We start from the raw sequence: 24,505 nt of genomic DNA, 5'->3' as shown, positions 1-24,505 counted from the left end.
TGACCCCGAGGCATAACCTGGGGTCGTGCTCGTACCCATCACCAACGCCCCGCGTGACTACGCCTGGGGGTCCCGCTCCCTGATCGCCGCCCTCCAGGGACGCCCGGAGGCCGCAGACCCCGAGGCCGAGATCTGGTTCGGCGACCACCCGTCCGACCCGTCGGAGCTCGACGACGGATCGGGCCTCACGCTCGACCGCTGGATCGCCGACAAGGGCGCCGCCCACGGCGTCGACGGCCGGCTGCCGTACCTGCTGAAGCTGCTTGCCGCGTCTTCGGTGCTGTCCATCCAGGTCCACCCCTCCAAGGCCCAGGCCGAGGAGGCGTTCGCTCGCGAGTCGCAACTGCCCGAGGGTGCGGCGCGCAACTACGCCGACGACAACCACAAGCCCGAGATGATCGTCGCGCTGTCCGACCGGTTCGAGGCCCTCTGCGGCCTCCGTGAGCTCGGGGCGACGCGCCGCCTTCTCGAGTCGCTCGGTGAGGCTGCCGACCCGCTGCGCCGCCGGCTCACGGACCAGGACGGTCTCGCCGCGGCGATCGGCTGGCTGCTGTCCGGGGACGCCCAGGAGGTCGTCGACGCGATCGTGGCGGCGCTCGCGGACGCGCAGTCCACCGAGTTCGCCGCCGAGCTCGCCAACGCGCGCCGACTCGCTTTCTGGTACCCCGGCGATCCCGGCGTCGTCGTGGCGCTCCTCATGAACTACGTCGTGCTGCATCACGGCGAGAGCGTGTTTCTGCGCGCCGGCATGCTGCACGCCTACGTGGCCGGCCTCGGCGTGGAGCTGATGGCCGCAAGCGACAACGTGCTGCGCGGCGGCCTCACGCCCAAGCGGATCGACGTCGACGAGCTGCTGCGCATCCTCGACCCGACGCCCGGCCCCGTGCCGGTCGTGCTTCCCGTGTCCGCCGGCGACGGCGCGCGCGGTGTCGAGGCGTTCCCCGCGGACGTGCCCGACTTCGCCCTGATGCGCGCGCGGGTGTCCGGCGCGTCGCCCGCGGTGATCCGGCCGTCCGGCCCGGTCATCGTGCTCGCCACGCAGGGTGCGGTGGTCGTCGAGGGCGCGGGAGCGGCCGTCGAGCTCACCCCCGGCCGCGCCGTGTTCGCGACGCCGGACGAGCCCGAGCTCCGGATCACGGGGGAGGGGGAGGCGTTCATCGCCCAGCCCGGATCCGCCGACGCGGAGGCCGGCGGGCGGGCGACCGCCGCGGCCTGAATGGGCGCGACACGCCGGGCGCGACACGCCGACGGGTCTCAATGAAGGTTCATGTCTCGGTTGAGGCTTTACGATCTGCGGCTTGATCTTTGCGAATGACACGGGTGTAATTACTTCCACGTCGTCCCGTCGGGGCCTGAAGGAGTGGGAGAGCGAAATGTCCTCATCGCAGTACCGTTCCGGCGTTCCGGACAACTGGTTCGTCGATCCGGTGAACCTGGGCGTCCCCGGCGTCCGCACGCCGCAGCCCGAAGAGGACAGCGCCCTCGCCTGGCAGAGCGACGCGCTCTGCGCGCAGACCGACCCCGAGGCCTTCTTCCCCGAGAAGGGCGGCTCGACCCGCGACGCCAAGCGCATCTGCACCTCGTGTGACGTGCGCACCCAGTGCCTCGAGTACGCGCTCCAGAACGACGAGCGCTTCGGCATCTGGGGCGGCCTCAGCGAGCGCGAGCGCCGCAAGCTCAAGCGCGGGGTCGCTTAGCAATCCCTCGGTCATCGGCGCGTGGCGCCGGATCGGGAGTGACGGCGACCTAGAGTTGCCCGCGACATGCCCCCCGCCGTCCACGCCATCCTCGTCGCGCGCGCCACACCCGAAGCCGCCGCCCAGCTCGAGCGCACCCTCGCTGCCCTGCGCGCGCAGGAGCGTCCCGTCGACGCCCTGACCGTCGTCGTGTGCGGCTCGGCGCAGAAGCTCCGCGCCCTCATCGACTCGTCCGGCGCCGAGGGCGCGATCGAGGCCCCCGCAGGCACCTCCTTCGCCTCCGCCGTGCGGCTCGCCGCCGGCCGCGTGCCCGAGGGGCGTGCCGTGTGGCTGCTCGCCCACGACACGCAGCCCGAGCCGGGCACCCTCGCGGCGCTGTCCGCCGCACTCGAGCGCGCGCCGTCCGTCGCGATCGCCGCGCCGAAGCTCGTCGACGCGCGGGACCCCTCCGTCATCGTCTCCCTCGGCGTCAGCATGACCCGCTTCGGCCGCACCGTCGCCCTCGCCGGCGGCGAATACGACCAGGGGCAGCACGACGGCGACGACGACGTCCTCGGAACGGACGTCCGCGGCGTCCTGCTGCGCAGCGACGCGCGCGCGCACCTGCTTCCCGACCCGGCGCTCGCCGGCGCCGACGAGGGGCTCGACATGGGCGTGCGTGCGCGGCTCGGCGGCCGCCGAGTGGCGCTCGCCCCCGGCGCGCGCGTCCACGCACCGGTCGCCGGCATGGCGGGCGTCTCGCAGCGCCCCATGGCGCAGGCCTACGCCGTGCGCACCGCTCAGCTCCACCGCCGACTCGCCTACGCCCCTGCCTGGGCCGTGCCGCTTCACTGGCTGTCGCTGCTGCCGCTCGCGCTGTGGCGGACGCTGCTTCACCTCGTCGCGAAGGCGCCGGCGCGCGTGCCGGCCGAATGGGCCGCCGCCGTCACGGTGATGGCACGCCTGGGGGCCGTCGCGCGCTCGCGCCGGGAGATCCGCAGGTTCCGCACCGGATCGTGGGCGCAGATCGCGCCGCTCCGCGCCACACGCGCGCAGCTGCGCGAGCATCAGGATCCGGACGGCGGCGAGCCGGTCATCCGGCGCGAACTGCGTTTCTTCTCGGGTGGCGGCGCCTGGGCCGTGCTCGCAGCGCTCGTCGTCTCGGTCGCCGCCTTCCTTCCGCTGCTCGCCTGGCCCGTGCTCGGCGGCGGCGGCCTGCTGCCGCTGCGCGACACGATCGCCGGACTCTGGGCCGACGCCGCCTACGGGCCGCGGGCGACCGGGCTGGATGTCGTGTCGCCGGCCGATCCCTTCGCCGCGGTGATTGCGGTGCTCGGCTCGCTGTGGCCCGCCAGCCCCTCGTTCGCGCTCGTTGTGCTGTGGGTGCTCGCGCTGCCGCTCGCCGTGCTCGGCGGATGGTTCGCCGCGACCCGCGTGTCCGACAGGTCCGGCGTCCGCGCGACGGCGGGCATCCTGTGGGCGCTCGCCCCGACCTTCCTCGCAGCCCTCATCGAGGGGCGCCCGGCGGCCGTGCTGCTTCATCTGCTGCTGCCGTGGCTGCTGTACACCGCATCCGTGGCGCACCGCTCCTGGGGCGCGTCCGGGGCGGCGTCCATCCTGCTCATCGCCGTCCTCGCGTGCGCGCCGTCGCTCGCCCCCGCCCTCGCCGTGCTGTGGGCGCTGATGCTGCTGCTCGCCATCGCTTTCCGCATCCGGCGCGGCTTCGCGCGCGTGCTCTGGCTCGTCATCCCCAGCGCCGTGTTCTTCCTCCCGCTCGTGCAGGCGCAGATCTCGCGCGGCACGCCGTGGGCCCTGCTCGCCGATCCGGGTCGCGCCTGGAACGGCGGCGACCCCGCGAGCCCCCTGCTGCTCGCCGCCGGGTTCCCCGGAGCGGACCCGGGCGGGTGGGGCGCAATGCTCGCCTGGCTCGGCGTCGAGGCGACGGCGGCGTGGGTGCCCCTGCTGCTCCTGCCGGTCGGGATCCTCGCGATCGTCGCGCCGATGACGCCCCGCTGGCGCGCCGGCGTCGGCGCCATCGTCGTCGCCGCCGTCGGCCTGATCGGCGCCCACCTCGTGACGGGCGTGCAGGTCGCGGTCAGCCAGTCGGCCCCCGTGCCGGTCTGGCCGGGGACGGGCCTGAGCCTCGGCTGGCTCGGCGCCGTGGCGGCCGCCGCCGTCACACTCGACGCCGGCCTGCGCCGACGCAGCCTCGCACGCCTGGCCTCGGTCGTCGCCGTGCTGGGCGTCGCCGTCGTCGCCGTCCCGCCGCTGACCTCGGTCGCGCGCGAGGAGGCGCAGCTCACCAACGGCCCCGCGTCGACCCTGCCCGCGTATGTGACCGCACGCGCCGCGGACGAGCACGACCTCGGCACGCTCGTGCTCACCGCGCAGCCGGATGGCGGCGTCGCCGCGCAGCTGGTCTGGGGCGCGAGCGAGACCCTGGGCGGGCAGTCGACGCTGCAGGCCACGGACCAGGCAATCGACGACGGCGACCGCACAATCGCGGAGATCGCCGGCGACCTCGTCGCCGCGAGCTCGGGCGAGGTGCAGGAGCGCCTCAGCGACGTGGGCGTGCGCTTCGTGCTGCTGAGCGCGGGGGACACGTCGCCCACCGAGACGGATGCCGCCCGCACGCGCCGTCTCGACGCGATCACGGCGATCGACCAGCGCCCCGGGTTCGTGCGCGTGGGCGAGACCGCCAAGGGAGTGCTGTGGCGCCTCGACGCCGACCCCGCCCCGAGGCCCGCCCTGGATGAGCGCGACCGCGCGACCGCGGGCACGATCGCGACCGGTCAGGCGATCGCCCTGCTCGTCGCGCTGCTGCTTGCCGTGCCGACGTTCGCGTCCCGGCGCGAGTCGCGCCGGACGCCGCGCGTCGTCGGCCGTGGCTACGAGGAGGTGGACGCGTGAGGATCCGTGACATCAGGATCACCGGGGCGCAGCGCGCGCTCGGAGTGCGGGTGATCCTCGGCGCCGTCACCGCCGTCGCCGCGGTGGCAGGCGTGACGGCCGCCGCCGCGCTGCCGTGGCCCGCGGTCTCCACGCCGCCTCGCATGCTCGAGATCACGCCCGCGCCCGCCGAGGCCGTGCTCGCGTGCGACGGACCCGTGCTCGCCCTCGGCCGCTCCGCGGAGGAGGCATCCGCCCTGTCAGTCGCACGACCGGGCGCCGTGACCGTCGGCAACGACCGCGGAGACGAGCCGGGATCGGATGTGCTCGCGCAGCCGACCATCGAGGGGGAGGCCGCCGCGACGCGCTACGTGCAGCGGCCCGACGGGCGCGAGGCGGTGTCGGCCGCGGCCGCGTCCTCCGCGAGCCTCGCCGACACCGACATGGCGGGCTTCACCGCGTCGGCCTGCCGCCCGCCGCAGATGAAGTCGTGGATCGCCGGCGGCGACACCGAGACCGGCACCACGGGCATCCTGCTGCTGGCCAACCCCGGAGACGTCAACGCCACGGTCCAGGTCACCGTCTACGGCGCCACCGGCCCCGTCACACCCCCGGGAGCCGAGGCGGTGCCGATCCCGGCGCGCACGCAGGTCGCGCTCCCGCTCGCCGGCCTCGCGGGCGGCGAGCAGAGCCCCGTGCTGCGCATCACCGCCACCGGCGCGCCCGTGCGCACGAGCCTGCAGTCGAGCATCATCCGCACGCTCGAACCCGGCGGGATCGACACCCAGTCGGCCGTCCGCCCGGCGCTCGACCAGGTCATCCCGGGCCTCCGCGTCGTCGGCGACGCGGCCGGCACCGAGGGGGCGTCCGCCATCGTGCGGCTGCTCTCCGAGGCCGACACGACCGCCACCGTCACGGTGACCGACGCCGAGGAGGGAACGCCCGTCGGCGACCCGATCCCCGTCGAACTCACCGCCGGGGCCCCGATAGAGCAGGATCTCGGCGTGCTCGACGAGGGCGCGTACACCGTCAGCATCCGTGCCGCCGAGCCGGTTGTCGCGGCGGCGTGGCAGACGACCGGCTTCGGCGCCGGAGCCGACTTCGCGTGGAACACGGCGGCGCCCGCATTCGCCGACGCGACGCTGATCGCCGTTCCCCCGGGGGACGACGCGACGATCAGCATCGCGAACCCCGCCGCGGAGGACATCACCGTGTCCGTCGCCGGGCTCGGCGACGAACCGCAGGACATCGCCATCGCCGCGGGGACGTCGGCGGTCATCGACGTGACGGCCGACAAGCTCTACACGATCGACCCGCAGGGCGCCCCCGTCCACGCCGCGATCGGATTCGCGAACGACTCCGCGGTCGCATCCATCGCCGTCTGGCCGGACGCCGCCCACCCGCGTCCCGTCGTCGTCTACCCGTAGCGACTCCGCCGCATCCGCGCCCCGTCGAGTGGGCCGCGCGATCCTGCGTAGGCTGGTGACATGGCTCTCTGGGGACGGTCGCGGCGCCCCGCCTCTGGCGCACGCGCCGCGCGGCACGGCCGCCACGGGCGCGTCGGACGCAGCCCCGTCGTCCGCCCGCCGCTGCCGCCCATCGACACGCGCATCGAGCGCTTCGACGTCTCGGTCGGAGCCGCCGCCGAATACCTCCGCGGCGCCTGGCCGGAGCTTCGCGACGTCAGCTTCGAGATCGGACGCCTGCCGCGCGAGGCCGACGCCGACGGCATCCCGCGCTGGACCGCCGACCGCGAACGCAAGCGGATCGTGCTCTACCGCATCCCGATCGAGCGGCTGAACCGGCTCCACCGGGTCGACGAGAACCAGCGCCGCATGATGATCGAGGGCGAGGTCTTCCGCGCCGCGGCCGACTACCTCGACCGCGACCCGTGGGACCTCGGACCCGACCGCTACCGCTTCTTCTGACCCGCTTCCGGGCACCCTCGGCGAGGCGTCGCCGCCCCGAGGCCGGCCCGACGTAGCCTTGAACCGATGCGTGAGAGAGTGTGCTCGAAGGTGGGTTGCGCCCGCGAGGCAGTGACCACCCTGACCTATGACTACGGCGACCAGATGGCGGCCGTCGGCCCCCTGGGCGCCGCCAACGACCCGCACGCCCACGACCTCTGCGCCATCCATACCGACCGCCTCTCCGTGCCCCAGGGCTGGACGGTCGTGCGGCACGCGACGCTGTCTATTTAGAAGCGGCTCGCACGGCTTCTTTTTAGAAGCGGCTCGCACGCTCGCGCCGACGCTCCGCGCCGGACACTCGCGAGCGAGGCACCGTCGCTGGCGCTCCGTTGCGGCAGCGCTTCGCGCTGCGTTGGTCGCTTCGCAGTTCTTTTCAGAAGCGGCTCGCACGCTTCGGGGCCGCAAGCGGCGCCCTTGCGAGCGAGGCAACGTCGCTGGCGCTCCGCTGCGGCAGCGCTTCGCGCTGCGTTGGTCGCTTCGCTCCACGCTCACTTCGTTCGCACATGGGTGGCACAGGTCCGTTACCACGCCCCGGTTATCGAGCGAGCGGAGCGAGTCGAGATGACGGCTCGCACGGATGGGCGGCTTGAGGGCGGTCGCTTCGGCTCGCTGGCGCTCGCTCAGCAACCGGTGGGGGGTAAACGTGCGGCGTGTGCACCTTTGCGCACCTCGTTCGGTGCGTTTGCCGCACGTTTGTGCCCCCGGGCGGGCGCGTCAGCGCGCGAGGCGGGCGACGCGATCCGCGCGGGTCGTGAGCGCGTGGAGCTCGCGGCCGCGGCGCACCGCGACCACCGCCCGCAGCAGCGTCTCCGGGTCGACCGGCGGCAGCGGCGACACGTGCGGGGCGACCTCCGCCGCCAGGTCCTGGGCGAGACGGTGGCGCGCCGCCGGGTGCATGTCGGATCCCCGCGAGGTGAACTGCGCCACGCGGCGCGCCAGGCGATCGGGCAGGCGCCCCACATCGGCGATTCCCGCCCACGCCTCCAGTCCCTGCGGCAGCGGGACCTCCTGCGGCACCAGCCGCGGCGTGCGGGTCCGCTCGGCATAGGTGCCGGCGACGAGGTCTCCGAGGCGCTGCGAGCGCGACGTGAAGATCCCCACCAGGATCGCCAGGCCGCCGCCCGTGATGTACACCTCGAGCACGCCAAGCAGCGCCCGGATGAACGCGTGACGGAACGAGATCGCCCCGCCATCCAGCCGCACGACGCGCGCTCCCACCGCGAGCTTGCCGAGGCTGCGCCCGCGGGTGGCGGTCTCGACCGTCGCGGGCACGATCACGAGCAGCACGACGAGCAGGACGATCGACAGGATCGAGAGCACGTTCTCGGGCAGCAGCCCGGCCGCCATCAGGTTGAACAGGCCGAGAAGCATCAGCAGGTAGACGATCACCGTCGCCACGATGTCGATCGCCGCTCCCGCGACGCGCAGGATCAGCCCGACGGGCTGGACGTCGAGGGCCACCGCCTCTCCGGTGAGCACCTCGTCCTGCTCGATCGTGACCACGCGGGACCGGACGGCGGACGGGCGGCCGGCGAGCGGCGGTCGGATGGCCGGATCGCCCGGCGCGGCGGGAAGCATCCCCGGGACGGCGCCTGTCGACATGCGTACAGTAAATCACTGTGGACCTCGATGCCCTCACGACCGCGCGCCGGGACGAATGGGTGCGCCTCGACGACCTCTCGAAGCGCCGGCGGCTGAGCGGCGAGGAGGTCGACGAGCTGATCGCCCGCTACCAGGCGGCATCCGCGGATCTCGCCGACATCAAGACGTCGGCCGGTCGCACGCCGCAGGGCGACCATGTGTCGACCATCCTGTCGCGCGCGCGGCTTGCGCTCACCGGCGCATCCGACAACGTGCTGCGGCAGCTTCCGCGCTTCTTCCTTCACCAGCTGCCGGCCGCGCTCTACCGTGTGCGCTGGACGACCCTCGCGATCGCGGTCGCCTTCATCGGCGTCGTGGCGGTGTCGGGGGCCTGGATCTCGGGCGATCCCGCGCTCGTCGCGACCCTGGGGCCCGAGGCGCAGCTCGAGCAGTACGCCGAGCACGAGTTCACCGAGTACTACACAGAGAACCCCGCGGCCGTCTTCGCAGGCATGGTGTGGACGAACAACGCGTGGATCGCCGCCCAGGCGGTGATGTTCGGCGTGACGGGCATCTTCCCGATCTACATCCTCGTGCAGAACGCGACCAGCCTCGGCGTCGCGGCCGCCGTCATGACGGCGTACGACCGGCTCGACGTGATGATCCTGTACATCCTTCCCCACGGGCTGCTCGAGATGACGTGCATCTTCGTCGCCGCGGCGGCCGGGCTCCACATGTTCTGGGCTTGGGTCGCGCCCGGGCGGCGGACGCGCTCGAGCGCGCTGGCCGCTGAGGGGCGGGCGCTCGCGACCGTCGCGATCGGGCTCGTGTTCGCGCTGGCGCTCGCCGGGGCCGTGGAGGGCTTCGTCACCGGTCAGCCGTGGCCGTGGTGGCTGAAGATCGGCATCGGCGCGGTGGCGCTCGGTGTGCTGCTGTTCTGGATGCTCGTCCTCGGCCGTCGCGCGGCGCGCGCCGGTGAGACGGGCGACCTCACCGAGTACGAGGCGGGGACCCCAACGCTCGTCTCCGGATGACGGCGGACGGCATCGCCCGCGCGATGGGGGATGCTGGAGCCGTGAACCAGAACGAGACGGACCTCATCCGCAGACTCGAGGACGAGGAGCGCGAGCTCGTCCTGCCGACGTTCGACTACGACGACGCCTGGGCGCTCGGCAGCGAGCTGATGCGGCTCGCGAGCGAGCGCGACCTCGCCGTGGCTGTCGACATCCGCAAGGGCGCCCAGCAGGTCTTCCACGCCGCGCGAGAGGGAAGCACGGTCGACATGGACACCTGGATCGAGCGGAAGATCCGCACCGTGTACCGGTTCGGGGCCTCGTCCTACCTCGTCGGGCGTCGCCACGGCGGCGACTTCAACGCGGCGACCGGTCTTCCGTTCACCGAGTACGTCGCCCACGGCGGGGCGTTCCCGATCCGCGTGCGCGGCGTCGGCATCGTCGGCGTCGTGACCGTGTCGGGCCTGCCGGAGGCGGACGACCACGCGCTCGCGGTGGAGGCGCTGCGGTCCCTTCCCGGTCGTTGAGCGGCGCGCCCCACGACCGGGAGGACGCTCAGCGGCCGATCGGTCGCGCGGGGTTCACGCCGTCGAACAGCGCCTTGTAGGCGAAGCCGGCGAGCAGCGCGCCCACGATCGGGAACACGATGAACACCCACAGCTGGGCGAGCGCGTCGCCGCCGCCGTAGATCGCCGTCGCGATCGAGCGGGCCGGGTTCACCGACGTGTTGTCGACCGGGATGCTGATGAAGTGGATCAGCGCGAGCGACAGGCCGATCGCGAGGCCGGCGAGCGGCGTGCCGCGGGTGGGGTGCGTCACTCCCAGGATGATCAGCAGAAACAGTCCCGTCAGGATCACCTCGGCGATGATCGCGGCGACGAGCCCGAAGCCGGCGGGTGAGAGGGCGTCCCAGCCGTTGCTGGCGAATCCCGCATCCTGCGCGGTGGTCAGCCAGTTCGCCGGGCCGAACAGCCCGATCAGCACGAGCAGCGTCGTGGCGATGGCGCCGCCGATGACCTGCGCGACGATGTAGCCGCCGGTCTCGCGCCACGGGAACCGGCCCGCGGCGGCGAGCCCGAGGGTGACGGCCGGGTTGAAGTGGCCGCCCGAGATCGGGCCGAACGCGTACGCGCCGACGACGACGGTGAGACCGAACGCCAGCGCCACCGCGGTGTACACCGCGGCGGGGGTGTCGGCGAAGTGGTTCGACGCGAACACGGCGGTTCCGACGCCACCGAGAACCAGCAGCAGCGTGCCGAACGCCTCGGCCACGAGCTTCGCGCTCGCAGACGGAGCAGGCGGCGGCGTGTGAGCGAGCTCCGTCGGTTCGACGGGCTGCTCGGGATTCGGATCGGTCATGAGTTCCTCTCGGTCGTGTCCCCCCGTCCGCATGGTGCCAGAGGGATGCGTACCCGGCAAGGAATGTGACGGGGATTTAACCCGCCGTGTCGCTGCCGGTCGCGGAGCTACAGCCGTCCCGCGGCCTTCAGGGCGAGGTAGCGGTCGGCGATGCGCGGGGGCAGGTCGTCGGGCGAGGCCGCGAGCGCCTCGGCCCCGGCGCGCGTGATCGCGCGGTTCACGCTTGCCGCGGTGCGCAGCGCGGCCTCCGCGGCGGCGGCGCGGTAGAGCTCGTCGATCGACCCGTCGCCTGGCCCGCCCCCGGTGTCCTGCCCGCGGGCGGTGCGCTCGAGGTCGGCGTCCGTCGCGGTGCCGACGAGCACCACGGTGCCGGCGCGGACGGTCTGAGGCAGGGTCCCGAGGAACCCGCGCGCGGCCTCGGGGGCCTCCTGCGCGGTGAGCACGATGAGCAGCGACGGGTGGGCCGCCAGCGCGCGCGCCTGCCCGAAGGCGCCCTCCCAGTCGGTGTCTATGAGCTGGGCCTCCACCGGCGCGAGTGCGTCGACGAGGGCCGGGAGAAGGGCGGTGCCGTCGACGCCGGTGACCCGCGCGCGGACGACGCGGTCGAAGGCGACGAGGTGCACGTGGTCGCCGGCGCGCTCGGCGAGCGCCGCCAGCAACAGGGCCGCCTCGAACGACGCCTCGAGGCGCGTGCCGTCGCCGACGCGGGTGGCGGCGGTGCGTCCGGTGTCGATCACGATCACGACGTGCCGGTCGCGCTCGGGGCGCCAGGTACGCAGCATCGTGCTGCTCGCGCGTGCGGTCGCCCGCCAGTCGATCGAGCGGACGTCGTCGCCGCGCACGTACAGGCGCAGGGAGTCGAACTCGGTGCCCTGGCCGCGCACCTGCAGGCTTGTGTTGCCGTCGAGCTCGCGCAGCCGCGCGAGGCGCGAGGGAAGGTGCCGTCGCGAGTGGAAGGGAGGAAGGACGCGGATGGCGCCGGGCACGTCCATCCGCCGCTGCACGCCCGCGATCCCCAGCGGGCCTGCCGAGCGGATCACGGCGAACTCGCTGCGCAGCTCGCCGCGGCGGCGAGGGAGCAGCGGGACGGTCACGCTGCGCGCCTCGTGCGGCGGCACGTCGAACCGCAGCCGCGCGGACGGCGCCCCGGCCGTCGGCTGCCACGCGTCGCGCACGGTCGCGCGGATGCGCCGCGTGCCCCGGTTGACAAGCCGCACGCGGGCGTCGATGCGCTCGCCGAGGCGGACACGGGGGATCCGGGTGTCCGCCGCTCCGTTCCCGAACGTGCGCTCCAGGGCGAGCGCGCGCGGATCCGGGGCCGCGAGCACGTCGACCGTCACGAGCGCACCGCACAGCGCGAGCCACGCGAGCAGCACGAGCCAGGGGTTCGCCCCCATGGCGGTCAGCGGCACGAGGGGGATCACCCCGGCGGCGACGATCCAGGGAAGGAGGGCGGTTACGTACATGGGACGACCGGGTTCAGAGCGGCACGGGAGTCTGCTGCACGACGGAGTTCAGCACCGCGTCCACCGAGACCCCCTCGATCTCGGCGTCGGGGCGCAGCCGGATGCGGTGACGCCACACCGGCACGAGCATCGCCTGCACGTGGTCGGGGGTGATCGCGGGGTAGCCGCCGAGCCAGGCCCACGCCTTGGCGGCGGCGAGCAGCGCGGTGGAGGCGCGGGGGCTCGCACCGAGCTGCACCGAGGGGCTCTGGCGGGTCGCGCGGGCGAGGTCGACGACGTACGCGAGCACGTCGTCGGTCACGGTCACGGCGGCCGCGGAGCGCTGCGCGGCCAGGATCTCATCCGGGGCCACAACCGGGGCGATGCCGCCGAGCTCGCGCGGGGTGAAGCCGTCGGCGTGACGCCGCAGGACGGCGACCTCGGCATCGCGCGGAGGCACGTCGATCAGCAGCTTCAGCAGGAAGCGGTCGAGCTGCGCCTCGGGCAGCGTGTAGGTGCCCTCGTGCTCGACGGGGTTCTGGGTCGCGCAGACCAGGAACGGATCCGGCAGGGGGCGCGTGACACCGTCCGCCGAGACCTGGCGCTCCTCCATCGCCTCGAGCAGCGCCGCCTGGGTCTTCGGAGGAGTGCGGTTGATCTCGTCGGCGAGCACGATGTTCGTGAACACCGGTCCCTCGCGGAACTCGAACTCGCCCGACTTCGCGTCGTAGATGAGCGAGCCCGACACGTCGCCGGGCATCAGGTCGGGCGTGAACTGGATGCGCTTGGTGTCGAGGCCCAGCGCGCGGCTGAAGGCCCGCACGAGCAGGGTCTTGGCCACACCGGGGACTCCCTCCAGCAGCACGTGGCCGCGTGAGAGCAGGGCGATCAGCAGGCCGCTGACGGCTCCGTCCTGCCCCACGACGGCCTTCGAGACCTCGGCGCGCACGCGGTGCATCGACTGTCTGAGCGCGTCAGGTTCCTGCCCGGCCTGCGGGACCGGCGTCTGGACGGCGGCGGGGTTCTCCATGTGGTGATCCTCTCGGGGGCGGTGGAAGCGGGTCGTCGGCCGGTCAGGCCAGGCCGTCGGTGCGCGCGGCGTCGACCGCGGCCTCGAGGTCGCGGAGACTGCGGCCGAAGGTGGCGAGGTCGGCGTCGGTGGCGGGGACGTGGGTCAGAATGGCGCGGGTCACGGACGTCGCCGCGCCGAGTCGTGCGGCGGCGGCGTCCGCGACCTCGAGCGGGGCGGCGTTCGGCGGCAGCCCGAGCCGGCGCGCCATGCGACCGGTGGCTCCTGCGCGGAGCAGCTCGGCGGCGTGCGCGGGCTCGGACGCGCGGGCATAGAGGCGGGCCCGGCCCTCGAGGGTCTCGCTGCCGCGCACCGTCACGGGAAGCCGTTCGGCGACCAGCGGCCCGAAGCGGCGCCCTGCCCACAGGGCTGCTGCGGCGCCGGCGAGGAGCAGCAGGACGATCGCGGGTGTGAGCCAGGGCGGCACCATGTCGCCGAGCGTCGGCGGGGCGCCGCCGTCCTCGGCATCCTCGAGCGACGGCGTGTACCAGACGACGCGGTCGTGGGTGCCGATGAGCCCGAGCCCGAGCGCGGCGTTCCCCTGCTCGGCGAGGTGCCCGTTGTCGAACAGCACGGTGCCGTCGATCAGCGTGATGGTACCCGCGCCGCCCGGCACCTGCAGCAGCGCGAAGCCGTCGCCCACCGGGTAGCAGCCCTCGGTCCCCGACGGCGCCGAGAACGCGCGGCCGGGCACGATCTCGCCCGCGCGCTGCGCGACGGAGAGGTCGCAGTCGGGCGCCGTCGGGCCGCTGCCGTACCCGCTGTAGCCGCTGCCGGGGGCGAGAAGGTCGGCGACGGCGCCGTCGGCGTCGAGCACGACGGTGTCGCCGGCGGCATCGACGAGCTCGAGGATCGTCTCCTCCGACAGCGTCCACGGATCCGTCAGCACGAGCGTGGTGTCGTCGTCGAGCCGCTCGACCGTCTCGGCGCGGCGCGAGGTCGCGACGACCTCGACGCCCTGTTCGCGCAGGATGTGCACGAGCGCGCGGCCGCCCTCGGGTCCCGGGCTCTCCGGGTCGAGCGGCGGGCCCTGCACCCAGTCGGGCGCGGCGAACAGCGACAGCACGCCGCCGAGCACGAGCACGGCGGTGCCGAGGGCGATCCACCCGAGCGCCGAGCGTCGCCGGCTCTTCCGCTCGACGACGTCACGGTGGAACGGATCGGCGTCCACCGTCGCCGCATCCGCGCCCCGGACGGGTGCCGGCGCGGTCACGTCAGCGCTCCGTCGCGCACGGGGGAGGGCGCGCGCACCGGCGTGGTGCGCACCAGGTCATCGTCGAGTCCGGCGACGACGGCATACAGTGCCGCGGTGCCGCGGCGGCGCAGGTACCGCACGTCGTCGAACGCGCGGGCTGCCGCGTCGAGCCCGGCGCCGTGCGCGGGGAAGGGATGCTGCGCGCGGCGGGCCAGGCCCTGGGCGGTCGTGCCGGGTGGCGCCTCCACCACACCGCGCTCCTCGAGCGCTCTCGCGACCGCGCGGAAGCGCAGCACGATCGCGTCGTCCCACTGGCCCGCCGTCGCGTGGGCCGCGGCGGCGGCGCGCAGCTCGGCGGCGGTGCGCGTCTCGGTCTCGCCGAACAACAGGGCCGAGCCGCCGCCCGAGCGGTGCGCGAGTCGGGGCCGGCCCCAGATCAGCACGGCCGCGACGACGAGGCCGACCACGAGGACGACCGCCCCGACCGCGAGCACCGGGCTCCACTGCAGGTCGCCGCGTGGTGTGAGCAGGTTCGCGATGAACTCTCCGACGGCCTGCGCGACGCGATCGAACCAGGTCGGCTCCGCGGCGTCGTAGACGGGGTCGGCGAGCTCACGCTCGGCCCACTCGCGCGCCTCGTCACGCTCGGGGTCGAGATCCTCAAGCGGCAGGAGCGCCGACCGCACGGGCGAACCGGGCAGCAGCACCGCCGCCAGCGTGACGGCGATCACGCGCCGCCGCTCGGCGGGGCCGGGGGCTGCCACTGCGGCGGCTGCCACTGCGCGGGTTGCTCGGCCGCGGGCGCGCTCGGCGGCGCGGGGTACGGGGGCTGCCCCGGGTACTGCTGCTGCGGGTAACCCGGCTGCTGCGGATAAGCCTGCTGCTGCGGCGGGTAGCGCTGCGGCGGCTGCTGCGGGTAGCCCTGCGGCGGCTGCTGCGGGTAACCAGGTTGCTGCGGGTAACCGGGGTGCTGCGGGTATCCCTGCTCCGGCTGCTGCGGATACCCCGGCTGCTGCGCGTACCCGGGCTGTGCCGGCCCGGGCGCGCCATAGCGGGGCTGCGCGGCGTACGCGGCGTAGGCGGGGTCGTAGGGCCACGGGTCGGGAAGCTCGGATGCCCCCAGCTCGCGCTGCTCGACGTACGACTGCAGACGCAGATCCAGGCCCTCGCGGCGCATCCGGGCGTCGATGTACATCAGCGCGCCGCCGGCGCCGGTCACGATCGTGCCGATCGCGGAGACGAGCAGCTGGAGCGCCATCGTCACGATCGTGACGACGAGCATCGTCGCGAGCGCCGCGCCGAAGTCGCCCGGCTCCGGGGTGCCCTCGCCGAAGGGCATGACGATGACGGGCAGGAACGAGCCGAAGAGCTGCAGCGGCGCGGTCACGATGCTCGATGCGACGCTCACGATCACCGAGATGAGGATCATCACGCCGAACGTCGGCCAGAAGCGCCCGCGCGTGAGCTGCCACGACCGGCGGATGCCGGCGATCGGGCCGATCCCCTCGAGCACGATCGCGCTGGGCACGAGATAGAGCTTGGTGCCGATCCATGCCCACAGGGGGATCATCGCCAAGAGGAGCGGGAAGATGAGGGCCGCCAGGAAGTACTGCTCGGTGCCCGCGCCGATGATCACCGGCACCGCCACGACCAGGGCGACCACCAGGATCGCGAGCAGCTGCAGCGCGAAGTAGCCGACGAGGCGCCAGAACGAGGGGCGCACGATCGCCCAGAGTTCGCGCAGCGTCGCCCGCTCGCCGACGGTCGCCCGGGAGACCTCCGCGACCACGACTCCCTGCACGACGACGTTCAGTGCGCTCAGGGCGAGGGTGACGACGACGCCGACGACCGCGGTCACCGCGATGGAACCCGCCATCAGCGCGTCGAACTCGTCGGAGAACTCCTCCACCGTCGCGAGGCGGCTGAACATCAGGAAGGAGACGCCGCCCAGGATGAGCAGTCCGACGAAGCTCGCGGCCGCCTGCACGCCGACCGCGAAGCCCAGCAGGACCTTCGGATTTCCGCGCAGCACGCTGAAGGAGCGGCCGAGCGCCGTGCCGAAGCCGAACGGATACAGAGGCACGAGACCGGGCCTCGGTGCAGGTCGCCACGTCGTTGCGTGAGACATCGATCCCCCTCGAGAGCCACAGGCATGTGCCTGGTCCCACGTTACAGAAGGGTGCGCCTCTACTAGGCTGATCGGGATCTCACGTTCCTCCGCGGATTCGAAGCAAAGGATCTTCCGCCCTCCATGACCGCCCGCATCCTGGTCGTCGACGATGACACAGCCCTCGCCGAGATGATCGGCATCGTGCTGCGCACGGAGGGCTTCGAGACGCTCTTCTGCGCCGACGGGGAGCTCGCCGTCGACACCTGGCGGCAGGAGCGCCCCGATCTCGTGCTGCTGGATCTGATGCTTCCCGGCAAGGACGGCATCGAGATCTGCACCGAGATCCGCGCCGAGTCGGGGGTGCCGATCATCATGCTGACCGCGCGCGCCGACACCAACGACGTCGTGGGCGGTCTCGAGGCCGGCGCCGACGACTACATCGTCAAGCCGTTCAATCCCAAGGAGCTCGTCGCCCGCATCCGCACCCGCCTGCGCCCGACGCCGGAGGCGACGAACGACGTGCTGCGCATCGGCGATCTCACCGTGGATGTCGCCGCGCACGAGGTGCGCCGCGGTCAGAGCGCCATCGCCCTCACGCCGCTCGAGTTCGAGCTGCTCGTCGCCCTCGCCTCCAAGCCGCAGCAGGTGTTCACGCGCGAGGAGCTGCTCGAGCAGGTCTGGGGCTACCACTACAAGGCCGACACCCGGCTCGTGAACGTGCACGTGCAGCGGCTGCGCGCGAAGATCGAGCTCGATCCGGACAACCCCAAGATCGTCACCACGGTGCGCGGCGTCGGCTACCGTGCCGGAGCGGTCGCGGACGCCGCTGCGTCCTGAGCGGCATGTCCACGGCAGCGACCCCCGCGCTGTTCGGGTGGACGTCCCCGCGCAGCTGGCCGCGCATGCTGCTCCTGCTGTGGGGGCGCTCGCTGCAGTTCCGGACGATCCTGATCACGACCGTCCTCACCGCCATCACGATCGCCATCGCGTGTCTGTGGATGGCGCTGGCGATCCAGAACAACCTGTTCCAGAGCCGCGTCGACGAGGTGCAGGCCGACGCGCGGCGCGCGGTGGACGAGGCGCAGCGCAACCTCGACGCCTCCGAGGTCGCCGGCAGCCGCGCCCAGATGCAGCAGCTGTGGAACCTCGTGCTCAACGACACCCGCCGGCTCGCCTCCACGGATCAGATCGCCGGCTTCCGCATCGAGAAGGACCCGGTGCCGCTCGCCCCCGCCGACTTCGGCTTCGGCGGGCTGACGGCCGAGGCGGTCTCGCCGGGACTGCGCGAGCGCGTGCAGAGCCAGGCAGGCTTCCAGTGGTGGCAGTCGATCGCCCTCACCGACGCGCAGGGGCGCGAGGTCCCCGGCATCATCGTGGGGCAGCAGCTGCGCGTGCCGAGCGTCGGCGCGTACGAGATCTACCTCGCGTACGACCTGCAGGAGGAGGCCGAGACGCTCGGCTTCGTGCAGGGGACGCTGTGGGGGTCGGGCATCGCGATGGTGCTGATCGTGGTTGCCATCCTGTGGCTCGTGATGCGCGCGCTGGTGGCGCCGATCGTCGAGGCGTCCGGCACCAGTGCCAGGCTCGCCTCGGGCGACCTCAAGGTGCGCATCCCCGTCCGCGGTGAGGATGAGCTCGCCACCCTGGGTCGGTCGTTCAACGCCATGGCCGACAGCATCGAGTCGCAGATCCAGGAGCTTGCCGAGCTCTCGCTCGTGCAGCAGCGGTTCGTCTCGGACGTCTCGCACGAGCTGCGCACGCCGCTGACGACCATCCGGCTCGCGGCCGACATCCTCCACGACCGCCGGGACGAGTTCGACTCGTCGACGGCGCGCGCCGCCGAGCTGCTCCACACGCAGGTCGCCCGGTTCGAGGAACTGCTCACCGACCTGCTCGAGATCAGCCGGTACGACGCCGGATCCGTGCAGCTCGAACTGGAGGCGACGAGCCTCGCGCACCTTGCCGAGGACGTGCTCGAGTCGATGCGTCAGGTCGCCGAGCAGCACGGCACCGAGCTGCGCTTCGTCGCCCCGGGCGGGTACTCGCCGGTGGACATGGATCCGCGCCGCGTGCGCCGGATCCTGCGCAACCTGCTGGGAAACGCGATCGAGCACGGCGAGGGCCGGCCGATTGTGGTGACGGTCGACAGCAACCCCAGCGCCGTCGCGGTGGGGGTGCGCGACTACGGAATGGGGATGTCGCCGGAGGCCGCCGAACGCGTCTTCGACCGGTTCTGGCGCGCCGATCCGTCGCGCAAGCGGACCCTCGGTGGCACGGGCCTCGGGCTCTCGATCGCCCTCGGCGATGCGCGGCTCCACGGCGGAACGCTGGCCGTCTGGTCGCAGCTCGGCGGCGGCACCAACTTCGTCCTCACGCTGCCGCGGAAGCCGCACGATCCCGCGTCGCCCCTCGCCGAGCTCGAGTCGCCCCTGCCGCTGGAGCCATCGGACGAGTCGCTGCACGCGGCGCTCGGCCTGACGCAGCCGATCCTGACCCTCGATGTCGCCGAGACCCACGAGCTGTCGGACGTCGGCGAGGTGCGCGATCTCCGTGACGTGGACGGGCTGTCGGGCCGCCACACGGAGGATCGCCGCGGAGACGGGCATCGCGGAGACGGCCATCGCGGCGACGCCCGCCACGGAGAGAAGGGGGAGCCCCGATGAGCACCGTCGATCCGCGCAGCCGCCGCACCGGGATCACGGCGCTCGTGCTCACCCTGATCCTGGCGCTCGCCGGCTGCACGGGGCTTCCCACCTCGGGCGAGGTGAAGGCGGGACTGGAGCCCGGAGCAGCCGCCGAGGAGCCGCGGCCGCAGTACTACGCCGGCGCCCCCGTGCGAGGGTCCACGCCCGAGCAGATCGTCGCGGGGTTCATCGAGGCGGCGATCTCGCCGATCGACAGCTGGAAGACCGCGCGGCTGTTCCTCGACGGCGACCTCGCGGAGACCTGGCGGCCGGAAGCCGGGGTCACCGTCGACATCGCCGACGAGCGGCGGCCGCAGGTCGACGAGGAGAACGGCATCGTGACGCTCCGGATCGACCCGACGGCGACGGTCGACGAGCACGGCACCTACACCTCGTCCGCCTCGGGACCGGTGGAGCTCTCGTTCCGTCTCGCGAAGCGCGAGGACGGCGAGTGGCGCATCGTCGAGGCGCCCGACGGTGTGGTGCTCGACCGGCTGAGCTTCCCCGACGTCTACCGCGACCACCGCCTGGCGTACTTCGACCCGACCTGGACGTACCTGGTGCCGGACGTCCGCTGGTTCCCCGCCACCGGCAACACCGCCACGTACATCGTGCGCGAGCTCGTCAACGGCGCCCCGAGCCCGTGGCTCGCGGGATCGGTCGCGAGCGCCTTCGCGCAGGACGTCGATCTCGTGCCCAACGCGGTGCCCGTGGACGCCGACCAGATCGCCCACGTGACGCTCAACGCGGTCGCGGCGGCCGCGGATGCGACGACGCTCACCCGGATGATGACCCAGCTGGATGCGAGCCTCACCAACGCCGGGGTGCAGGACGTGCGCCTGATGATCGAGGGCGAGGACTCCCCGCGCACCGTGGATCCCCTGGTCCCGGGCCAGACGCGTCCCGATCCCCGGGCGCTCGTCCTGCGGGCGGGGGAGTTCGGCTTCATCTCCGGCTCGGAGCTGACGCCGATCGAGGGTCTGAGCGCGGCGATCGCGGACATGCCGGGGCCCATCGAATCCATCGCCGTGTCGCCGGATCAGCAGGTGGCGGTGCTCAAGCAGTCTCCCGATGCCATCTACCGGGTCACCGCCGACCAGCCGGACGTCGTCCTCGACGAGCGCGACGGCCTCATCGATCCGCTCATCGACCCGTTCGGCTTCATCTGGACCGTCCCCGAGGACGATCCGGACGCGATCCTGACCTGGAGCCCCGAGCTGGAGCCCACCCAGATCGGCGGCGGCTGGCCCGACGCGACGCGCGTGCGGGGGATGGCGATGTCGCGCGACGGCTCGCGGGTCGCGGCCCTGCTCACGACGGGGGGACAGCACCTCGCGGTGGTCGCGAGCGTGCGGCGCGACCGCAACGGCACGCCGACCGGCCTGGGGGAGGCGATGAGGTTGAGCGTGCTGCCCGAGCCCGGCGTCTCGATCGCGTGGATCGAGGACGCCCGCGTCGGCATCGTCACGACCGCGGGGAACATCACGCGCGTGTTCGAGCAGCAGGTCGGCGGACCGGGCGAGTCCTCGGAGGCCCCCGCGGGGATCACCGCCATCGAGTTCGGCACGCAGGACTCGTCAGTGCGCCTGCTCGGCAAAGACGGCCTGATGTACACCCGCCGCGGGACGTCGTGGCAGCAGACCGGCGCGGAGGTCTCGGTGCTCGCGACGCAGATGGGGACCCCTCAGGGCGCGCAGGAGTGACCCTCGGCGCTGAGGCGACTCGTCCACACGCGGCAGAAACGGGGCGAGTGCTCCCGGAAGCGCCGGACGAGGTCGCCGCGCGCCACCGGAGAGACATCCTGGCCGGATGGATGTCGAGCTCCGCGAACGGTGGACGACGGCGGCGCGGGACGCGGCGTCGGCGGCGCTCGCGCTGCTGCTGCCGGTCGCCTGCCCCGGATGCGGCCTGCAGGGCGTGGCGCTGTGCGGCTCCTGCCGGCTGCGGCTGCACCCCGCGCCGCGGCGACGGGTGGTCGACGGCCTCACGGTGTGGAGCGGGCTCGCGTTCGACGGGCCCTGCGCGAGGGCCCTGCGCGCCCTGAAGGAGCGCGGCCGCACCGATCTCGCCCGCGCGCTCGGCCCCGTGCTCCGCGAGGCGCTGCGCGCCGCGGTCGCCGGAGCTCCCCGCGCGGTCGTCGCCGTGGCCGTCCCGACCTCGGCGGCCGCCCTGCGCCGGCGCGGCTACCGCGTGCCCGAGCTCGTCGCACGCCGGGCAGGCGTGCGCACGGCGCGGCTGCTCGCCGTCGCCCGCGCGACGGGCGATCAGCGTGCGCTCGGCCGCGACGAGCGGGCACGCAACGTCGCCGGCAGCATGCGCGCTCGGCGGGGTGCCGCGGGCCTCGCCGTCGTGCTGATCGACGACGTCCTGACGACGGGCGCGACCCTCGCCGAGGCCCGGCGTGCGCTCGAGGCCGGGGGTGCCACGGTGGTGGCCGCGGCGGTCGTCGCCGACACGCCGCTGCGGTCCTCGACGGCATGAATGCCCGCGTCCCGGGAGCGTCGGGCCGCGGTGAGCGAGGCCCTTTACACCACCTCGTCGAACGGGATCGGACAAAAGGGCGAACAGGGCGTGACACCGGGGCCGGGCCGGTCTACGGTAGGGCAACACAAGCCCCGGGCCGAGCCCGGGGGAACGCGACCGAGGTCCGCTCATCCGGACGTGGTGCCGGGGACCGTGCGGACCGAAAGGTCTCACCGGAAATAACGGGAGGCACGATGGAAACGAACATCTCGGGTGTCGGCGTCGGGATCACCGATCGATTCCGCTCCGTGGTCGAAGAGAAGAGCGCCCGCATCGCCGGACTCGCTCCGCGCGCACTCCGCCTTGAGGTCAAGGTCACGCATCAGTCCCATCGCAACGGTCGGATGGAGGACGACGTCGTCGAGCTGACCGTGATCGGAAAGGGCCCCGTCGTCCGTGCCGAGGCCTGCGCGGGCGACAAGTTCGCCGCCCTCGACATGGCCCTCGACAAGATCGCCGAGCAGCTGCGCCGCGCGAAGGACAAGCGCGTCACCGGCCGGCTCCACCCGCGAGGGGCTCACTACGAGAAGGGCTCCGGCGCGCTCGAGGGGATCGACGTGGAGCCCGCGGCGGCCGACGTCATCCGTGCCGTCGCCACCGGGGAGGTCCCGATCGTCGCGGATGGCGAGGAGGAGGAGACGTACACCCCCGTCGTCATCCGCACCAAGACGTTCGAGCCCGAGTGGATGACGGTCGAGGAGGCCGTCGACCGCATGGAGCTTGTCGGGCACGATTTCTTCCTCTTCATCGACGCCCGCACCGACCACCCGAGCGTCGTCTACCGTCGCCGCGGCTGGGACTACGGCGTGATCTCGCTGACCGCCACGGCACCGCCCGAGGAGGCCGAGAAACTCGCGTCGTAGACGACGCAGCGCGCGCAGCGAAGAAGGCGAAGGGGCTCGGTCGGCGACCGGGCCCCTTCGTCGTGCCTGCGGCGAGCTCAGTCGAAGATGTCGCCCATGAGTCCGCCGAGCAGCAGGCCGCCCACTACGGGTCCGAGGATGTCGCCGCCTCCGCCGTAGCCGCGGCCGCGACGGCCGCCGCCCCAGCCGTCTCCGCCCCAATCGTCTCCGCCCGGCCGGCCGGAGTCGATGTCGCGCTGCGCGGCCTGGAGGGCCTCGCCGGCGAGCTGCTGCACGCGGCGCGCGAGCGTGAGCGCCTGCTCGCGCGTGTCCTCGGGGACGACGAGCTCGTTCACCTCGGCGCGCAGCCGCTGGGCCTCGGCGAGGCGCGTGCGCGCGTCGGCGCCGATGTAGCCCCGGTGGCCGGCGATCACGCTGTTCGCCACCGCGATCGCGTGGTCGGCCGCGTCGACGGAATGGCGCACCTGCTCGATCGACGGCAGCGGCCGCGCGGCCCGCAGGCGGGCCTTCTCGACCGCGGCGTCGAGCCCCGCGTTCGCCTCGCGCAGCGAGGCGAGGTCGGTGAACGGATCGCTCGGCGTCCCCGGCCCGGGCAGGGCCGCGAGCGCGGCCTCGAGGGTCGCGACCGCCGCGGTCACCTCGGCGGCGTGGGGTGCGCCCGCCTGCGTGAACGGGCGGGCGGCGACGATGTCCTGGCGCGAGTCGGCGACGACATCTGCGAGCGTCGACTGCGCGCGAAGCGCCTCGATCTCGAAGTCCTCGACGCCATCCATGATCGTGCTCGCGCGACGGACCGCCTCGGTGGCGGTCTCGAGGGCGAGGTTCGCCTCCTCGGGGCGGCGGGCCTCGCGCCGGCGGACCGAGACGTCGGCGCTGTGAAGCGCGAAGTCGAGCAGCTGCTCCGCCTCGTCGGGGTTCGCGGCGACCCGGTGCAGGGCGGCCTCGCTGTACCGGCCGGACAGGCGCGCGACGGTCTCGCGGGCGAGCGGCAGGCGCGAGCGCAGCCGCTCGACGTCGGCGCGGATCCCCTCGATGATCTGCGGGGCCTGGCGGGCGAGCGCGATCCTGCCGCGCAGCGCCTCGGTGCGCTCATCCAGCACGTCCTCGGCCCACTCGCACAGCTGCACGATCCGGGCGTTGCGCGTGCGGAGCTCCTCGGCCGTGTCGGGGATCTCGTCGTGGTTCAGCTGGTGCAGGTGGAACGCCTCGGCGAGGTGGGTTCGCACCGCCGCGAGCCCCTCGCGCAGGGGCACCGTTGTGCTCTCGCCGAGCTCGGCGACGGCGAACTCCAGCTCGTCCGACGTCGTGCGGATGCGCTCGTCGGCGGCGACGAGCGCCGCGCGGGCGCGCCGCGCGAGATCGTCGTCCTGCGCCTGCCGAGCCGCCTCTTCCTCGCGCCTGCGCTTGCCCCAGAATCCGGCCATGGCTCGATCCTACGGTCGGCGGGGCTCGCCTATCCCGCGGTGTTCGCCTTCAGCGTCGCCAGCTGCTTCTTCGTGCGCCGGCGCGAGACGAACAGCCACGCCCAGAACAGGAAGGCGAGGGCGCCGATGACCGCGCCCCACACGCTCGCACCGCCGAAGGCGAAGGCCTCGGTGTCGATGATGCGGTCGGCGGCATGGGTGGCGCTGGATGCGCCGACCTCGATCCAGAGCGTCAGCAGGTTCGGCGTCGCCAGCACGACCGCGAGCACAACAAGCGCGGTCTTGACCCAGACGGGGGAGCGGTAGAGCAGGAGAAGAAGCACCATGAGTGGCACGAGCGTGAAGCCGAAGCCCACGATGAGGCCGACGAGCACCGCGCGTCCGAAGTCCTCTTGCACGAAGTCCCCGATGATCCGCGCCCACCACACGGGCGCGAAGTTCCAGATCAGCACGAACAGGATGACAGCGGTCACGATGCCGATGGCCGTCAGGATGCCCACGCGCTTCCAGTTGACCGTCGAGAGGTCGAACCGCTTCTTCGCGGGCGAGTCGGCCGGTGCGTCCTCCGCCGGCGCGGGCGGCGCGGGGGCGATCGGCATCGCCTCCGTCGCGCGCGGCGCGGGGCGCCCTGCCGGGTCGTCGAGGTGGTCGGTCCGCGGATCGGTCATGTCATCCCCCAGATTGCTTCCCCCTGAGCCGGTCGC

The 24,505-nt window shown here is 73.3% G+C and carries 22 protein-coding genes; 13 read left to right on the top strand and 9 right to left on the bottom strand.

The genetic code is table 11. The features are described from left to right. Window positions 1-25: 25 nt before the first annotated feature. From manA to IR155_RS02045, 6 genes are all read left to right on the top strand, one after another. Window positions 26-1,216, top strand: a complete 1,191-nt coding sequence (manA, locus tag IR155_RS02070; protein ID WP_135112636.1) for a mannose-6-phosphate isomerase, class I — start codon at window positions 26-28, stop codon at window positions 1,214-1,216. Between the two features lie 157 nt (window positions 1,217-1,373). After that, a complete protein-coding gene (locus tag IR155_RS02065) occupies window positions 1,374-1,697 on the top strand; it encodes a WhiB family transcriptional regulator (RefSeq protein WP_135112634.1) in 324 nt (107 codons plus the stop codon). Between the two features lie 66 nt (window positions 1,698-1,763). After that, window positions 1,764-4,586, top strand: coding sequence for a glycosyltransferase (locus tag IR155_RS02060; RefSeq protein WP_135112632.1), 2,823 nt, complete (start codon window positions 1,764-1,766; stop codon window positions 4,584-4,586). Further along, window positions 4,583-5,992: a DUF5719 family protein gene (locus IR155_RS02055; protein WP_135112630.1), complete on the top strand. Its 1,410-nt coding sequence runs from the start codon at window positions 4,583-4,585 to the stop codon at window positions 5,990-5,992. Before IR155_RS02060 ends, IR155_RS02055 begins: the two co-directional genes overlap by 4 nt. Window positions 5,993-6,052: 60 nt before the next feature. After that, window positions 6,053-6,493: a hypothetical protein gene (locus tag IR155_RS02050; RefSeq protein WP_194210273.1), complete on the top strand. Its 441-nt coding sequence runs from the start codon at window positions 6,053-6,055 to the stop codon at window positions 6,491-6,493. Window positions 6,494-6,559: 66 nt separating this feature from the next. Further along, window positions 6,560-6,766, top strand: a complete 207-nt coding sequence (locus IR155_RS02045) for a DUF3499 family protein (RefSeq protein WP_135112628.1) — start codon at window positions 6,560-6,562, stop codon at window positions 6,764-6,766. A gap of 483 nt (window positions 6,767-7,249) precedes the next feature. Here IR155_RS02045 and IR155_RS02040 read toward each other — a convergent pair whose 3' ends face one another. Further along, window positions 7,250-8,137, bottom strand: coding sequence for an RDD family protein (locus tag IR155_RS02040; RefSeq protein WP_228066510.1), 888 nt, complete (start codon window positions 8,135-8,137; stop codon window positions 7,250-7,252). A 17-nt stretch (window positions 8,138-8,154) separates the two neighbouring features. Between IR155_RS02040 and IR155_RS02035 the strand changes: the two genes are divergently transcribed. Beyond that, window positions 8,155-9,150 (top strand): stage II sporulation protein M, encoded by a 996-nt coding sequence (locus tag IR155_RS02035; protein ID WP_135112626.1) that lies wholly within the window; start codon window positions 8,155-8,157, stop codon window positions 9,148-9,150. After that, entirely contained in the window at window positions 9,147-9,656 is a 510-nt protein-coding gene (locus IR155_RS02030) for a heme-degrading domain-containing protein (protein ID WP_228066509.1), read from the top strand. The genes IR155_RS02035 and IR155_RS02030 overlap by 4 nt, the downstream gene beginning before the upstream one ends. Window positions 9,657-9,684: 28 nt before the next feature. Here the strand turns inward: IR155_RS02030 and IR155_RS02025 are convergent, their stop codons facing one another. From IR155_RS02025 to IR155_RS02000, 6 genes are all read right to left on the bottom strand, one after another. Next, complete coding sequence (locus IR155_RS02025) at window positions 9,685-10,488, bottom strand: aquaporin (RefSeq protein ID WP_135112624.1); 804 nt, start codon at window positions 10,486-10,488, stop codon at window positions 9,685-9,687. 107 nt (window positions 10,489-10,595) lie between these two features. Beyond that, on the bottom strand, window positions 10,596-11,954 hold the full coding sequence (locus tag IR155_RS02020; protein WP_135112623.1) for a DUF58 domain-containing protein: 1,359 nt from the start codon (window positions 11,952-11,954) through the stop codon (window positions 10,596-10,598). Window positions 11,955-11,967: 13 nt separating this feature from the next. Further along, window positions 11,968-12,963, bottom strand: coding sequence for an AAA family ATPase (locus tag IR155_RS02015; RefSeq protein WP_135112621.1), 996 nt, complete (start codon window positions 12,961-12,963; stop codon window positions 11,968-11,970). A gap of 43 nt (window positions 12,964-13,006) precedes the next feature. Then, entirely contained in the window at window positions 13,007-14,215 is a 1,209-nt protein-coding gene (locus tag IR155_RS02010) for a DUF4350 domain-containing protein (protein ID WP_233441065.1), read from the bottom strand. Then, window positions 14,212-14,976, bottom strand: a complete 765-nt coding sequence (locus tag IR155_RS02005) for a DUF4129 domain-containing protein (RefSeq protein ID WP_135112619.1) — start codon at window positions 14,974-14,976, stop codon at window positions 14,212-14,214. The genes IR155_RS02010 and IR155_RS02005 overlap by 4 nt, the downstream gene beginning before the upstream one ends. Beyond that, window positions 14,925-16,280, bottom strand: a complete 1,356-nt coding sequence (locus IR155_RS02000) for a hypothetical protein (protein WP_194210272.1) — start codon at window positions 16,278-16,280, stop codon at window positions 14,925-14,927. Before IR155_RS02000 ends, IR155_RS02005 begins: the two co-directional genes overlap by 52 nt. Before the next feature lie 168 nt (window positions 16,281-16,448). Here IR155_RS02000 and mtrA point away from each other — a divergent pair, with 168 nt between their 5' ends. From mtrA to hpf, 5 genes are all read left to right on the top strand, one after another. Next, window positions 16,449-17,144 carry an MtrAB system response regulator MtrA gene (gene mtrA, locus IR155_RS01995; RefSeq protein ID WP_135112617.1) on the top strand — a complete coding sequence of 232 codons (696 nt, stop codon included), beginning with the start codon at window positions 16,449-16,451 and terminating at the stop codon, window positions 17,142-17,144. 5 nt (window positions 17,145-17,149) lie between these two features. Further along, window positions 17,150-18,970, top strand: coding sequence for an MtrAB system histidine kinase MtrB (gene mtrB, locus IR155_RS01990; protein WP_135112615.1), 1,821 nt, complete (start codon window positions 17,150-17,152; stop codon window positions 18,968-18,970). Continuing rightward, window positions 18,967-20,694 carry an LpqB family beta-propeller domain-containing protein gene (locus IR155_RS01985; protein WP_135112613.1) on the top strand — a complete coding sequence of 576 codons (1,728 nt, stop codon included), beginning with the start codon at window positions 18,967-18,969 and terminating at the stop codon, window positions 20,692-20,694. The genes mtrB and IR155_RS01985 overlap by 4 nt, the downstream gene beginning before the upstream one ends. A gap of 106 nt (window positions 20,695-20,800) precedes the next feature. After that, window positions 20,801-21,472 (top strand): ComF family protein, encoded by a 672-nt coding sequence (locus IR155_RS01980; RefSeq protein ID WP_135112611.1) that lies wholly within the window; start codon window positions 20,801-20,803, stop codon window positions 21,470-21,472. Between the two features lie 236 nt (window positions 21,473-21,708). Then, the gene (hpf, locus tag IR155_RS01975; protein ID WP_135112609.1) at window positions 21,709-22,377 is read left to right on the top strand and encodes a ribosome hibernation-promoting factor, HPF/YfiA family; all 669 of its coding nucleotides are present in this window, start codon (window positions 21,709-21,711) and stop codon (window positions 22,375-22,377) included. A 77-nt stretch (window positions 22,378-22,454) separates the two neighbouring features. Here the strand turns inward: hpf and IR155_RS01970 are convergent, their stop codons facing one another. Then, window positions 22,455-23,801: a hypothetical protein gene (locus IR155_RS01970; protein ID WP_135112607.1), complete on the bottom strand. Its 1,347-nt coding sequence runs from the start codon at window positions 23,799-23,801 to the stop codon at window positions 22,455-22,457. A gap of 29 nt (window positions 23,802-23,830) precedes the next feature. After that, window positions 23,831-24,469: a hypothetical protein gene (locus IR155_RS01965; RefSeq protein ID WP_135112605.1), complete on the bottom strand. Its 639-nt coding sequence runs from the start codon at window positions 24,467-24,469 to the stop codon at window positions 23,831-23,833. Between the last annotated feature and the right edge of the window lie 36 nt (window positions 24,470-24,505).

The organism is Microbacterium paludicola (assembly GCF_015235415.1).
In the GTDB taxonomy this organism is placed as follows: domain Bacteria; phylum Actinomycetota; class Actinomycetes; order Actinomycetales; family Microbacteriaceae; genus Microbacterium; species Microbacterium paludicola.
Note: the sequence above shows the minus strand (reverse complement) of the source record. Positions and strands in the feature narration are given on the sequence as shown.